Annotated in this window: 12 protein-coding genes; 4 read left to right on the forward strand and 8 right to left on the reverse strand. The window is 66.4% G+C overall.

The features are described from left to right. Window positions 1-16: 16 nt before the first annotated feature. On the reverse strand, window positions 17-964 hold the full coding sequence (locus tag JJJ16_RS03765) for a site-specific tyrosine recombinase XerD (protein ID WP_219751432.1): 948 nt from the start codon (window positions 962-964) through the stop codon (window positions 17-19). A 128-nt stretch (window positions 965-1092) separates the two neighbouring features. Here JJJ16_RS03765 and tkt point away from each other — a divergent pair, with 128 nt between their 5' ends. The 4 genes from tkt to pgl all read left to right on the forward strand — a co-directional run bounded on the left by tkt (window position 1093) and on the right by pgl (window position 6556). Beyond that, window positions 1093-3177 carry a transketolase gene (gene tkt / locus JJJ16_RS03770; RefSeq protein ID WP_219751433.1) on the forward strand — a complete coding sequence of 695 codons (2085 nt, stop codon included), beginning with the start codon at window positions 1093-1095 and terminating at the stop codon, window positions 3175-3177. Window positions 3178-3345: 168 nt separating this feature from the next. Further along, on the forward strand, window positions 3346-4872 hold the full coding sequence (gene zwf / locus JJJ16_RS03775) for a glucose-6-phosphate dehydrogenase (protein ID WP_219751434.1): 1527 nt from the start codon (window positions 3346-3348) through the stop codon (window positions 4870-4872). Continuing rightward, the gene (locus JJJ16_RS03780) at window positions 4869-5810 is read left to right on the forward strand and encodes a glucose-6-phosphate dehydrogenase assembly protein OpcA (protein ID WP_219751435.1); all 942 of its coding nucleotides are present in this window, start codon (window positions 4869-4871) and stop codon (window positions 5808-5810) included. The genes zwf and JJJ16_RS03780 overlap by 4 nt, the downstream gene beginning before the upstream one ends. Before the next feature lie 2 nt (window positions 5811-5812). Next, a complete protein-coding gene (gene pgl, locus JJJ16_RS03785; protein ID WP_219751436.1) occupies window positions 5813-6556 on the forward strand; it encodes a 6-phosphogluconolactonase in 744 nt (247 codons plus the stop codon). Between the two features lie 121 nt (window positions 6557-6677). On the opposite strand, the gene secG is transcribed toward pgl, so the two are convergent. The 7 genes from secG to rapZ all read right to left on the reverse strand — a co-directional run bounded on the left by secG (window position 6678) and on the right by rapZ (window position 13404). Then, window positions 6678-6923, reverse strand: coding sequence for a preprotein translocase subunit SecG (gene secG / locus JJJ16_RS03790; RefSeq protein WP_219751437.1), 246 nt, complete (start codon window positions 6921-6923; stop codon window positions 6678-6680). 162 nt (window positions 6924-7085) lie between these two features. Beyond that, window positions 7086-7862 carry a triose-phosphate isomerase gene (gene tpiA / locus JJJ16_RS03795; RefSeq protein ID WP_219751438.1) on the reverse strand — a complete coding sequence of 259 codons (777 nt, stop codon included), beginning with the start codon at window positions 7860-7862 and terminating at the stop codon, window positions 7086-7088. Between the two features lie 3 nt (window positions 7863-7865). After that, window positions 7866-9056: a phosphoglycerate kinase gene (locus JJJ16_RS03800; RefSeq protein WP_219751439.1), complete on the reverse strand. Its 1191-nt coding sequence runs from the start codon at window positions 9054-9056 to the stop codon at window positions 7866-7868. Between the two features lie 107 nt (window positions 9057-9163). After that, window positions 9164-10171 carry a type I glyceraldehyde-3-phosphate dehydrogenase gene (gap, locus tag JJJ16_RS03805; RefSeq protein ID WP_219751440.1) on the reverse strand — a complete coding sequence of 336 codons (1008 nt, stop codon included), beginning with the start codon at window positions 10169-10171 and terminating at the stop codon, window positions 9164-9166. A gap of 204 nt (window positions 10172-10375) precedes the next feature. After that, complete coding sequence (whiA, locus tag JJJ16_RS03810; protein WP_034466824.1) at window positions 10376-11359, reverse strand: DNA-binding protein WhiA; 984 nt, start codon at window positions 11357-11359, stop codon at window positions 10376-10378. Between the two features lie 45 nt (window positions 11360-11404). Beyond that, a complete protein-coding gene (locus tag JJJ16_RS03815; protein WP_219751441.1) occupies window positions 11405-12409 on the reverse strand; it encodes a gluconeogenesis factor YvcK family protein in 1005 nt (334 codons plus the stop codon). Beyond that, window positions 12409-13404, reverse strand: a complete 996-nt coding sequence (gene rapZ, locus JJJ16_RS03820) for an RNase adapter RapZ (protein WP_219751442.1) — start codon at window positions 13402-13404, stop codon at window positions 12409-12411. Before rapZ ends, JJJ16_RS03815 begins: the two co-directional genes overlap by 1 nt. Window positions 13405-13423: the final 19 nt, after the last annotated feature.

Raw genomic sequence — 13423 nt, forward strand, 5'->3', positions numbered from 1 at the left:
ACCCCATCCTAATTCATCACCGCGCGGATGCGTCGGTGCCACGCGCCCGAGGGTGCGAGAGCGTAAAGACTTCGCGCAGCGCAGCGGCAGTCACCTGCGTGTAGATCTGGGTCGTCGCCACCGACGCATGCCCGAGAAGCTCCTGCACTTCACGGACGGATGCGCCGCCCTCGAGCAGATGCGTCGCAAAGGAGTGCCGCAGCGTATGCGGAGACACCCGCTCCCCCAGCTGCGCCGCCTCCGCCGCGCGGCGGATTGCAGTCCACGCGCTTTGCCGGGACAGCGCGCCTCCCCGGGAGTTCAGGAAAAACGCGGTGGATCCCCGGCCTCGTGCGGCGAGCGCTGGGCGGGCGCGCACCCGATACGCATCGAGGGCGTCCACGGCGAACGATCCGACGGGAACAATCCGCTCTTTGCGTCCCTTTCCGAACAGGCGCACGACAGGAACGTCTCCGTCCAGGTCGAGGTCGTCAGCACTGAGGGACACCGCCTCTGAGACGCGGGCACCCGTCGCATACAGGAGCTCGAGGAGGGCGGCATCGCGCAGGCCGATCGGAGAGTCGTCGGCGTGGGCGGCGTCCAGCAGTCGTCCCACCTCGTCGACGGACAGGGCCTTGGGGAGGTGGCGCCCCTGACGCGGGGCATGCAGCTGCGCCGCTGCATCGGTTCCGACCGCCCCCTCGGTCAGCGCGTACTTGTGGAGCCCGCGAATTGCCGCCGACGCGCGCGCCACAGACGACGCCGCCGCCGGAGTTCCCGTGACCTGCCCAGATGCCAGGCGCATCGTGTAATCCTCAATGTCCCTGGGACTGATGTCTTCAACGTTGAGCTTCCCTTGACTCTTCATGTCAAACGCGTAGCGGGCGACGTCGCGGCGATAGTTCGAAACTGTATGCGCAGACGCCCCCTTCTCAACGCGCAGATAGTCCACCCAGTCGCGGACGAGAGCTTCGAGGGATGTCATGGTGACAGGGTAAGCGACTGTGCAACATATGTGCGTGAGCGCTATCGGCAAGCGCACATTTTCGCTAGACTGTGACGCGGTAAACCATTTCCTGCCCCAACGCTGGGGCCCAACAACTGGAGACCAACGTGTCACTTCACTGGGATCACATCGATGACGAAGCGGTCAAGACCGCTAAGCTCCTCGCCGCCGACGCCGTCGAGCAGGCCGGATCGGGCCACCCCGGCACCGCCATCTCGCTCGCCCCCGCCGCCTACCTCCTCTACAACAAGGTCATGAACGTCGATCCCGCCGACCCCCGTTGGATCGGCCGCGACCGCTTCATCCTCTCGGCCGGCCACTCGTCGCTGACCCAGTACGTCCAGCTCTACCTGTCCGGCTTCGGTCTCGAGCTCGACGACATCAAGACGCTGCGCACCGCCGGCTCCCTGACCCCGGGCCACCCCGAGTACGGCCACACCAAGGGCGTTGAAATCACCACCGGCCCGCTGGGCACCGGCATCGCCTCCGCCGTCGGCTTCGCCATGAACGCCCGTCGCGTCCACGGCCTGCTCGATCCCGAGACCCCGCTCGGTGAGTCCGTCTTCGACCACAACGTCTACGTCATCGCCGGCGACGGGTGCTTCCAGGAAGGCGTCTCCGCCGAGGCTTCGTCCCTCGCGGGCACCCAGGAGCTGGGCAACATCACCGTCATCTGGGACGACAACCACATCTCCATCGAAGACGACACTTCGATCGCCTTCACCGAGGATGTCCTGGCCCGCTACGAGGCCTACGGCTGGCACGTCCAGCGCGTCGACTGGCTCGGTGAGGACGGCTCCTACGAAGAGAACACCGCTGCCCTGAACGACGCCCTCGACAACGCCAAGGCCGAGACGAAGAAGCCCTCGCTCATCGCGCTGCGCACCATCATCGGCTGGCCGACCCCCGGCAAGCAGAACACCGGTGGCATCCACGGCTCCAAGCTCGGCTCCGAGGCCCTCAAGGGCCTGAAGGAAGCCCTGGGCGCCGACCCCGAGAAGATGTTCGACGCTGACGCCGCCATCGTGGACGAGGTCCGCGCCCGCGCCGCCGCCCGCGCCGCCGAGTACCGCAAGGACTGGGATGCACGCTTCGAGGCATGGAAGGCCGCTCACCCCGAGCAGGCCGCCCTGCTCGAGCGCCTCCTGGAAGGCCGCCTCCCCGAGGGTTGGGAAGCCGCGCTCCCCGCCTTCGAAGAGGGCAAGGCTATCGCGACCCGCGCCGCCTCCGGCCAGGTCCTCAACGCGATCGCCCCCGTCCTGCCCGAGCTGTGGGGCGGCTCCGCCGACCTCGCCGGCTCGAACAACACCTTCCTGAAGGGTGAGCCCTCGTTCCTGCCCGCGCACCGTTCCTCCTCGTCCTTCAGCGGCGACAAGTTCGGCCGCAACCTCCACTTCGGCGTGCGCGAGTTCGCGATGGGTGCCGCCCTCAACGGCATCGCCGCCGACGGCTTCACCCGCGCTTACGGCGGCACGTTCTTCGTGTTCTCCGACTTCATGCGCGGCGCCGTGCGTCTCGCCGCCCTCATGGACCTGCCCGTCACCTACGTGTGGACCCACGACTCCATCGGCGTGGGCGAGGACGGCCCGACCCACCAGCCGATCGAGCATCTGGCCTCCTACCGCGCAATTCCGAACTTCGCTGTCGTGCGCCCCGCCGACGCCGCCGAGACCGCCGCGTCCTGGAAGGCCATCCTCGAGCAGTCCCACCCGGCCGCAATCATCCTGTCGCGCCAGAACCTGCCCAACCCGGCACGTGGCGAAGGCACGGGCCTGGCCACCACCGAGGACCTGGCGCGCGGCGCCTACGTCCTGGCCGACACCGAGGGCACGCCCGACGTGATCCTGCTGGCCTCCGGCTCCGAGGTTTCCGTCGCCCTCGAGGCACGCGAAGCCCTGGCCGCCGACGGCATTGCCGCCCGCGTCGTGTCCGTGCCCTGCCTCGACTGGTTCGAGGCCCAGGACCGCGAGTACCGCGACTCCGTCCTGCCCCCGTCGGTGCGCGCCCGCGTCTCCGTCGAGGCCGGCATCGCCCTGCCGTGGTACCGCTGGATCGGCGACGCCGGCCGCGCAGTCTCCATCGAGCACTTCGGCGCCTCCGCGCCGGGCGAACTCCTCTTCAAGGAATACGGCATCGATGCCGAGCACGTGGCCGCAGCCGCGAAGGAATCCATCGAGGCCGCTCGTTCGTGACTTTATAGTCAACTGAACTGGAGATAGGGCTGCTGGCGCGCGAGGGCGTGCCAGCAGCCCTATTCTCTTACACATGTGTGGGTCCTCGGTCCCGTTCCATTTCCCCCTGCGGGCGAAGCGTTCGGGCCACGGCCTCGTCCTTCCCCCTAGCGAACGGAGCGACCACTCGTGACCAACGAGATCCCCACCCTGCGCGATCCCCAGGATCGCAGGCTTCCGCGCATCTCCCCGCCGTGTGGCCTCGTCATCTTCGGCATCACGGGCGACCTCGCGCGCAAGAAGCTCCTTCCCGCGATCTACGACCTCGCCAACCGTGGTTTGCTCCACCCGGCGTTCTCCCTCACCGGCTTTGCCCGCCGTGACTGGAGTCCGCAGGACTTCGAGGAATACGTGCGCGCCTCCATCGAGGCACACACCCGCACCGGCTTCAACGAGGGAACCTGGAACCAGCTGCGCTCGGGCCTGCGCTTCGTCTCGGGCACCTTCGACGACCCCGATGCCTACCGCCAGCTGGCCGACACCGTCGCCGAGCTCGACCACTCGCGCGGCACCGGCGGCAACCACGCGTTCTACCTGTCGATTCCGCCCTCATACTTCCCGGTCGTGGCCAAGCACCTGTCTGACACGGGCCTCAACAAGCGTCAGGGCCGCGAATGGCGTCGCGTCATCATCGAGAAGCCTTTCGGACACGACCTCAAGTCCGCGCAAGAGCTCTCCGACGTCATCTCGCAGATTTTCGACGAGCAGGACGTCTTCCGCATCGACCACTACCTGGGCAAGGAAACCGTCCAGAACATCATGGCGATGCGCTTCGCGAACGCGATGTTCGAGCCGCTATGGAAGGCGAACTACGTCGATTCCGTGCAGATCACGATGGCCGAGGACATCGGCATCGGCACGCGCGCGGGCTACTACGACGGCATCGGCGCGGCCCGCGACATCATCCAGAACCACCTGCTTCAGCTCATGGCGCTGACCGCCATGGAGGAGCCCGTCCACTTCACGCCCGAGGAAATCCGGGCGGAGAAGGAGAAGGTACTCTCCGCGGTGCGCCTGCCCGAGGACCTGGCCATCGATACGGCTCGCGGGCAGTACGCCGGCGGCTGGCAGGGCGGCGATCAGGTGCGCGGCTACCTCGAGGAGGACGGCATTCCGGCCGATTCGACCACCGAGACCTTCGCCGCGATCAAGCTCTTCGTGGACACGCGCCGCTGGGCGGGCGTGCCCTTCTACCTGCGCGCCGGCAAGCGCCTCGGCAAGCGTGTCACCGAGATCGCCGTCATCTTCAAGCGTTCAGCCCACGTACCCTTCGGCAACACCGACCTCAGTGAGTCGGGTCAGAACGCGCTCGTTATTCGCGTCCAACCGGACGAGGGCCTGACCCTCAAGCTTGGTGCGAAGGTTCCGGGCACTTCCATGCAGGTGCGTGACGTGACCATGGACTTCGCCTACGGCCACGCGTTCACCGAGGACTCACCCGAGGCCTACGAACGCCTCATCCTGGACGCGCTCGTCGGCTCAGCTCCCCTGTTCCCGCACCAGCGCGAGGTCGAGGCCTCGTGGAAGATCCTCGACCCGATCCTGTCCTTCTGGGAGACCCAGGGTCAGCCTGAGCCCTACGCGCCCGGCACGTGGGGTCCCCAATCCGCGCACGACATGCTGGCCCGTGACGGCCGTTTCTGGAGGCTCCCGTGATCATCACCCTGAAGAACACCACGTCGGCCGAGGTTGCCTCCCGCATCGTGGAGCTGCGTGACGAGCGCGGTTCCGCCGCTCTGAGCCGTGTCCTCACGCTGCTCATCTGTGTGCCCGACCTCATCGACGTCGACAACGCAATCGAGGTCTCCGACGCGGTCTCGCGCGAGCATCCCTGCCGCGTGATCGTCATCGTCGAGCCCGAGTCCACCGAGGGCACGGCTCGACTCAACGCCCAGATCCGCGTCGGCGACGCAGCGGGCCTGTCCGACATCATCATCCTGGAGCCTCGCGGTGAGGCCGCGTCGAACATCGACTCGCTCGTCATGCCGCTTCTCCAGTCGGATACGCCGGTCGTCACGTACTGGCCGGTCGTTCCCCCGCAGAACCCGGGCGCGCACCCGCTTGGTCGCCTCGCGGTCAAGCGCATCACCGATTCGCGCGCAACCGAGTGCCCCATGGATACCCTGTCGGCCCTCTCGGCCGTCTACACCCCCGGCGACACGGATCTCGCGTGGGCCGGCGTCACTCTGTGGCGGGCACTACTTGCGGCCATCGCAGAGGACTTTGACCGCCTGCCGACGTCGATCCGCGTCGCGGGTAACGCAACGCACCCCTCGCCTTTCCTCGTGGCCGCGTGGCTGCACCACCAGCTGGGTGTGCCCGTCGAGCGAGTCGTGGATCCCGAGGCCCTCACAATCACGGACATCACGTTCTTCTTCGACGACGACGAGACCGTGTCGCTGTCGCGTAGCGCCTCCTCATCGGTCGCGCGCCTGTCGCGCCCGGGCCTCGAGGATCGCTCCGTGAACCTCGCACGCCGCTCCGTGCAGGACTCCCTCATGGAGGATCTGCGTCGCATGGATCCGGACGTGTACTACGGGGAGCTCCTCACCAAGGAACTCCCGCGGCTGGCTGCTTGCTCTGAGGGTGAGTGACGATGGCGACTGTCCACACGTTCGAGGTCTACCCGACCGTCGAGGAACTGAACGAGGCCGTCGGCCGCGCGTTCCTCGCTCGTCTCAACACACTCATCGACGAGGCCGGAGCTGACTCGCGCATCAATCTGGCCATCTCGGGGGGCGCCATCACGACAACCCTCTTGCCGTCGTTGCTCCCGTCTGCCGACAAGATCGACTGGTCACGCGTGCGCGTGTGGCTGGTCGACGAGCGTTATGTGCCGGCGGGCAACGAGGATCGCAACGATGATCAGGCGTGGGAGGGCTTCCTCCACGCGGCCACCGGCGTCGAGTTCGTCCGTATGCCGACCTCGGATGCGTCCGCTCCTGGCGCGGGTTCCCTTGACGAGGCGACCACGGCGTTCGCTGACACGTGGCGTGAGCTGATGGGCGAGGGTTCCTTTGACATCGCACTGATCGGCATGGGCCCCGACGGGCACATCTGCTCACTCTTCCCGGGACGCGTCGACATGGACGAGGCCTCCCCCATTCTGGCGATCCGCAATTCTCCCAAGCCCCCACCCGAGCGCATCACGGTATCGATGCCAGTCATGCGCGCGTGCGGCGAGGTGTGGCTGACGACGGCGGGTACAGCGAAGGCGGATGCTCTCGGGCAAGCCTTTGCGGGCGCGTCTCCCCTCGACCTCCCGGTCGCGGGCATCCTCTCCCCCACGACGCGCGTTTATCTCGACGAGGCGGCCGCCGCGCGAATTAAGCTCGCGTAATACTGCAACATCACCGTGTGGGGCCGTCCTCTTCATGAAGAGGACGGCCCCACACGGGTTTCCGGATAAAAAATGGCTCCCCGCTCACAAGCGGAGAGCCATTAGAAAGACGAGAGAGCCGTCAGGCACCGAACTTCGCGAGCAGCGCGTAGCCAATGATGCACACCAGCCAGATGAGCAGCGTGCCCAGGGTGATGCGGTTCAGGTTACGCTCGGCAACGCCGGAGGAGCCGGCCGACGAGGAGATGCCACCACCGAACATGTCCGACAGACCGCCGCCCTGTCCCTTGTGCATCAGGACGGTCAGGGTCAGCAGGATGCTGGTCAGGAAGATCAGAACGATCAGCGTGTTGTTCAGAATGGTCACAGTCAATCCAGTTTCTATCGCAGTTCACCCCGGATCGGGGTACATATGGCTTTAGTTTAACTGAGAATGCCGGTGGGGCCAACCGGCACACCGGTTGGCCCCACCTCGCGTCCGCTCCGACCCGGCTGACGTGGCCAAGCGAAGCGAGTGCGCGACGGTTTCTCAGGCGTAGAACGTCGCCATGGCGGCGAAGGAGTCAGCCTTGAGGGACGCGCCGCCGACGAGGCCGCCGTCGACGTCGGGCTGAGCCATGAGCTCCTTGATGTTGTCGGGCTTGGCGGAGCCACCGTAGAGGATGCGGGTGGACTCGGCGGTCTCGGCGCCGAAGTCCTCGGCCAGGGCGGCGCGGATGGCGCCGCACACTTCCTGGGCGTCCTCGGCGGAAGCGGTCTCGCCGGTGCCGATGGCCCAGATGGGCTCGTAGGCGATGACGATCTTGGCGACCTCTTCGGCCTTCCAGCCGGCGAGAGCGGCGCGGATCTGGCCGAGCACGAACTCGACGTAGGTGCCGGCCTTGCGAACCTCGAGGGCCTCGCCGCAGCACAGGATCGGGGTCATGCCGGCGTCGAAGACCTTGCGGGCCTTGGCGCCGACGAGCTCGTCGGACTCGCCGTGGTACTCGCGACGCTCGGAGTGGCCCATGACCACGTAGGAGACGCCGAGCTTAGTCAGCATTTCGGTGGAGATTTCGCCGGTGTAGGCGCCGTTGTCGTGGATCGACACGTCCTGAGCACCGTACTTGATCTGCAGCTCATCGGCATCAACGATGGTCTGGACGGTGCGGATGTCGGTGAACGGCGGGATGACGAGGACCTCGCACTTGGAGTAGTCGTGGTCCGCGTCGGACAGGGCCATCGCCAGGCCCTGGACGAGGTGGTTGGCCTCAAGGTGATCGAGGTTCATCTTCCAGTTGCCGGCCATCAGGGGCGTACGTGCCATGAGTCAGTCCTCCAGAACTGCGATACCGGGCAGAACCTTGCCCTCGAGGAGCTCGAGGGAGGCGCCACCACCAGTGGAAATGTGAGAGAAGGTGTTCTCGTCAAAGCCGAGCAGGCGCACGGCCGCGGCGGAGTCACCACCGCCGATGACGGAGAACATGGAGCCCTTAGAGAGGGCTTCGGCGACGGCGCGGGTGCCGCCGGCGAACGCATCGAACTCGAAGACGCCCATGGGGCCGTTCCAGGCCACGGTCTTCGCGGTGGCCAGCTTCTCGGCGAAGAGCTTCTGCGATTCGGGGCCGATGTCCAGACCCATCTGGTCGTCGGGGATGGCGTCGACCTTGACGACGGTCGCGGGCGCGTCGGCCGCGAACTCGGGGGCGACGATGACATCCACGGGCAGGACGAGGTCGACGCCGCGCTCTGCGGCCTCGGCGATGTAGCCCTTGACGGTCTCGATCTGGTCTTCCTCCAGGAGGGACTTGCCCACGGAGTAGCCCTGAGCGGCCAGGAAGGTGAAGACCATGCCGCCGCCGATGAAGAGCATGTCAGCCTTCTTCAGCAGGTTGGCGATGACGCCCAGCTTGTCAGAGACCTTGGAACCACCGAGGACGACGCCGTAGGGGCGCTCGGGGTCGCCGGTGACCTTGGACAGGGACTCGATCTCCTTAAGGACGAGCAGGCCTGCGGCCGAGGGCAGGATCTTAGCGATGTCGTAGACGGAGGCCTGCTTGCGGTGGACGACGCCGAAGCCGTCGGAGACGAAGGCGTCACCGAGCTTGGCGTACTCACGGGCCAGCTCTTCGCGCTCTTCGTCGACCTTCGAGGTCTCACGAGCGTCGTAGCGGACGTTCTCGAGCAGGGCGATCTCGCCCTCACCCAGGGCGGCGACGGTCTCGGTGGCGGACGGGCCAACGACGTCGGAGGCCAGCGTGACCTTCACGCCGGACAGCTCGGCGAGGCGCGTGGCGACGGGGGCCAGCGAGAAGGCGGGATCGACCTGACCCTTGGGGCGGCCGAGATGGGCCATGATGACGACCTTGGCACCGGCGTCGGTGAGGGTCTTGAGGGTCGGCAGCGCCGCGCGGATACGGCCGTCGTCGGTAATGACGCCGTCCTTGAGCGGAACGTTGAAGTCGGAGCGGACGAGGACGCGCTTTCCGCGCAGGTCGCCCAGGGTGGAGATGGTCCTCACGAGGAGTCCTTTCGGTCTGAAGGCGGTGGCGATGTACGAGATGCCCGTGCACGAGCGTGCACGGGCATCTCGCTGATCAGCTCATGGCTGGTGTATCAGCTGTGTGCTCAGGCGAGCTTGGAGCCGATGAGGGCGGTGAGGCGAACGAGAGCGTTCGAGTAGCCCCACTCGTTGTCGTACCAGGACAGGACCTTGACGAGGTTGCCGATGACCTTGGTCTCGGTGGCGTCGAAGATCGAGGTGTGCGGGTCGCCCACGATGTCGGTGGAGACGATCGGATCCTCGGTGTACTTCAGAACACCCTTGAGCTCACCCTCGGCGGCGGCCTTCACGGCAGCCTTGACGGCCTCGACGGAAACCTCGTTCTTCGCGATGAAGGTGAGGTCGGTCAGGGAGCCGGTCGGGGTGGGGACGCGGACGGCGAGGCCATCGAACTTGCCCTCGAGCGCGGGCAGAACCAGGGCAACAGCCTGGGCAGCACCGGTCTTGGTGGGGATCATGTTCAGGGCCGCGGCGCGGGCGCGACGCAGATCCGAGTGGGGGGCGTCGAGGACGCGCTGGTCACCCGTGTAGGAGTGGATGGTGGTCATGATGCCGCGCTCGATGCCGAAGTTCTCCTCGAGAACCTTGGCGAGGGGGGCGAGGCAGTTGGTCGTGCAGGACGCGTTCGACACGATGTTCATCGTGGCGTTGTCGTAGTCAGCCTCGTTCACGCCCATGACGAAGGTGCCGTCGACGTTCTTCGCGGGAGCGGAGATGACGACCTTCTTGGCGCCACCCTCGAGGTGAGCCTTGGCCTTCTCGCCATCGGTGAAGAAGCCGGTCGACTCAACGACAACCTCAACGCCGAGATCGCCCCAGGGCAGGTCGGCGGGGTTACGCTGCGCGAGAACCTTGATGTGCTTGCCGTCGACGATGATGCCCTCGTCGTCGTAGGAGACCTCGCCCTGGAAGCGACCCGTGATCGAGTCGTACTTCAGCAGGTGAGCGAGGGTCTTGTTGTCGGTGAGGTCGTTAACGGCAACGATCTCGATATCCGCGCCCTGCTCGAGAGCGGCGCGGAAGAAGTTACGGCCGATGCGGCCGAAGCCGTTGATGCCAACGCGGGTGGTCACTATGTTCCTCCTGCTCGTGCCCACACGGGACACGGTATTCGATGCAACCGGGCCTGCGGGTTACCTGCCCGGCCCGCAGATGTCTGCGGTTCCAGCAGTTCCTAATCTACACCTAAAAGCGGACTCAGTCACAATCCAATTAGAAAATCTGCACGTGGGGTAATTCTCGTTTGGATTGAGACGAAGCGGCAGGAAAAAGGGACCTCAGTCCTCTTCGAGCATGTCGAGGGTGAGCGCAGATTCCGTGTCCGGAATGCCGCGTTCGTGCGCGACCTTGTCGGCGAGAGCCAGAAGGCGACGGATACGCCCCGCGACGGCATCCTTAGTGAGAGGCGGATTCGTGTGCTTGCCGAGCTCCTCGAGGGAGGCCTGCTTGTACTGCAGACGCAGCGTGCCGGCCTCGAGCAGGTGGGCGGGGACGTCGTCTCCGAGGATCTCGAAGGCGCGTTCAACGCGGGCACCCGCGGCGACGGCCGCGCGGGCGGAGCGGCGCAGGTTCGCGTCGTCAAAGTTAGCCAGTCGGTTGGCGCTGCCTCGGGCCTCGCGGCGTTCGCGCCTCTCCTGCCACGCCTCGAAGGTCTGGGGGGCGCCCATGGCGGAGATCAGGGTTCCGATCGCGTCCGAATCGCGGACGGAAACACGGTCGGTGCCGCGCACCTCCTTGGAACGGGCGGCTGCGCCGAGTTTGCGCGCACAGCCGACCATCGCGAGAGCCACCTCGGGACCGGGGCACGTGATCTCGAGCGAAGAAGAACGCCCGGGTTCCATGAGCGAGCCGCGTGCGAGGAAGGCACCGCGCCAGATAGCCGCGGCCTCCGCGGTTCCGGAGGCGACAAGAACCGGGGGCAGGCCGCGCACGGGTCGACGCAGGGAATCGACGAGGCCGGTAAGGCGCGCAAGCTCGTCGGCCTTGTGGACGACGCGCACGACGTAGCGCTTGCCACGTCGCAGAGAAGAACCGGACACCACGACGACGGAAGACTCGGCGTTGTACAGCGCCTGCAGGTAGGTGCGCAGGCGGCGCGCGGCCACGGGCGAGTCAAGCTCGGCCTCGACGAGGATGCGGCCACCCACGAGGTGCAGGCCTCCCGCGAAACGCAGCGTCGCGCTCACTTCGGCGGCGACCTCAGACGGCGTCGTAACGACGGCGCGCGCCAGCTCGTCCTTCATGTCAGATGTCAGGGACACGGCTTCTCCAGATATGTCATGTCGTTTGTCAGCAGGCAACAGGTTCTAAGGTAACCACGTTTCGCTCTGTCCTACCTCACCGAGGAAGCCGTCAAATGCGTCACGCAGCGCGGCGGCGAGGCGCAGCGGGTCGTGATGCGGGGCTCCATCACCCGTGCGAACCTGCCGCAACAGGACACGCGCGCCGAGTTCTTCCGCGGCAACGATCAGGTCGTCGATGTCGTCGCAGGCCGTCGGATCCGCAACGACAACGTCAAGCTTGAGCATGGGTGCGTACTCGCGCAGAACACGTACGTGGTCGGCGGTCGACATGAGATCGGTTTCGCCGCGCTGGCGCGCCAGGTTGAGCACAAGCGCGCGGTGGGCGTCGGTCGTAGCAAGCGCGCGGTTAATCTCTGGCACCAGCAGGTGCGGGATCACGGAGGTGTACCACGAGCCGGGCCCCAGGACGACCCAGTCGGCCTCGGAGATAGCCTCGGTGACCGCGGCAGGTACCTCGGGCGCTTCAGGAGTGATGCGTACGTGCTCGACGGTGCCGGGAGCGACGGCGACCTTGGATTGACCCGAAACAACGTAGCGGCGGCCACCGTCGTTCATATCCGCCTCGATGTCGATCGGCGTCGACGACATGGGCAGGACGCGTCCCTGCGCGCCGAGGAGACGACCGACCCAGTCGAGGCCCTCGACGGGATCGTCGAGGAGCTGCCACAGGCCGGAGATCAGCAGGTTGCCGAGGGCGTGCCCATTGAGCGGGCCGGTCGTGTCCAGGCGCAGCTGCATGACGTCGCGCCAGGTCAGGCCCCACTCGGATTCCTCGCAGAGGGACGCCAGCGCCATGCGGAGGTCGCCGGGAGGCAGGATCGGCATCTCCTGGCGCAGTCGGCCGGAGCTTCCGCCGTCGTCGGCGACGGTCACAACAGCCGTCAGCGCGCGGGTGATATGGCGCAGGGCCCGCAGCGTCGCGGACAGGCCATGTCCGCCGCCGAGGGCGACGATGTTTTGGCCGGATTCTCCACGTTGAACCCAGCCGGCTGCATCAAGATAGGGCATCAGTCTCTCCCAATGTCACGGTGCATCACGCGAACCGTGTATCCGTGTGTGCGCAGGCGTTCGGCGATAGCCTCAGAGGACGCAACGGAGCGGTGCTTTCCGCCCGTGCATCCGACGGCGATCGTGACGAATGGCTTCAATTCTGCCAGATAGCCGCTGAGCATGGGGGCAAGAAGGTCGGCATATCCGAGAGCAAAATCGCGCGCGCCCGGCTGAGAGAGAACGTAGTCGGCGACCGCCTGGTCCTTGCCCGTCAGGTGGCGCAGCTCGTCCACCCAGTACGGGTTCTTCAAGAAGCGCACGTCGACGACGTGATCGGCGTCGAGCGGGAGTCCATGCTTGAATCCGAAAGACTCAACCGTGACCTGCAGGGGGCGCTCCTCCCCCGCCACGATGTCGCGGATCCGCCTCGTCAGATCGTGGACGCTCATCGTGGAGGTGTCGATGACCTCGTCGGCCGCGCGACGCAGGGGCGCAAGCAAGCGCATCTCGGCCTTGATACCGTCCATGAGGGTGCCGGCTCCCTGGAGGGGATGCGGGCGGCGGTTGGATTCGTAGCGGCGCACCAGAGTCTCGGGGCTGGCCTCGAGGAAGATGACACGATAGGCGATGCCCGCTCCCTTAAGCTGTTCGAGCGTGGCATCAAGCGTGCGGAAGAAGGTACGCGAGCGCACGTCCACGCCGACAGCCAGTCGGTGCACGCCCGCAGCCGGGTCGTTCGACATCATGCCGACGAGAGCGGGCAGCATCGTCGGCGGCAGGTTGTCGACGACGTACCAGTCCAGGTCTTCGAGTGCACGGGCGGCGCCGGTGCGGCCCGCTCCGGAGTAGCCGGTGATGATGAGAACCTCGTTGGAGGCGCGCGGCTCGTACTTGACGCGCATCATGTCGCGCACAGCGATGCCCTCGGGGACCGTGGGAGGGTTCTCCTCGTTCATCGACGAGGCCTGGGCCTCGTCTGCGTCGTGAGCATCCGTGGGTGTGTGGTCGGGCATGGCGTCCTCCTGACGGGTC

The sequence above is a fragment of the Schaalia sp. ORNL0103 genome (assembly GCF_019429565.1).
GTDB lineage: Bacteria > Actinomycetota > Actinomycetes > Actinomycetales > Actinomycetaceae > Pauljensenia.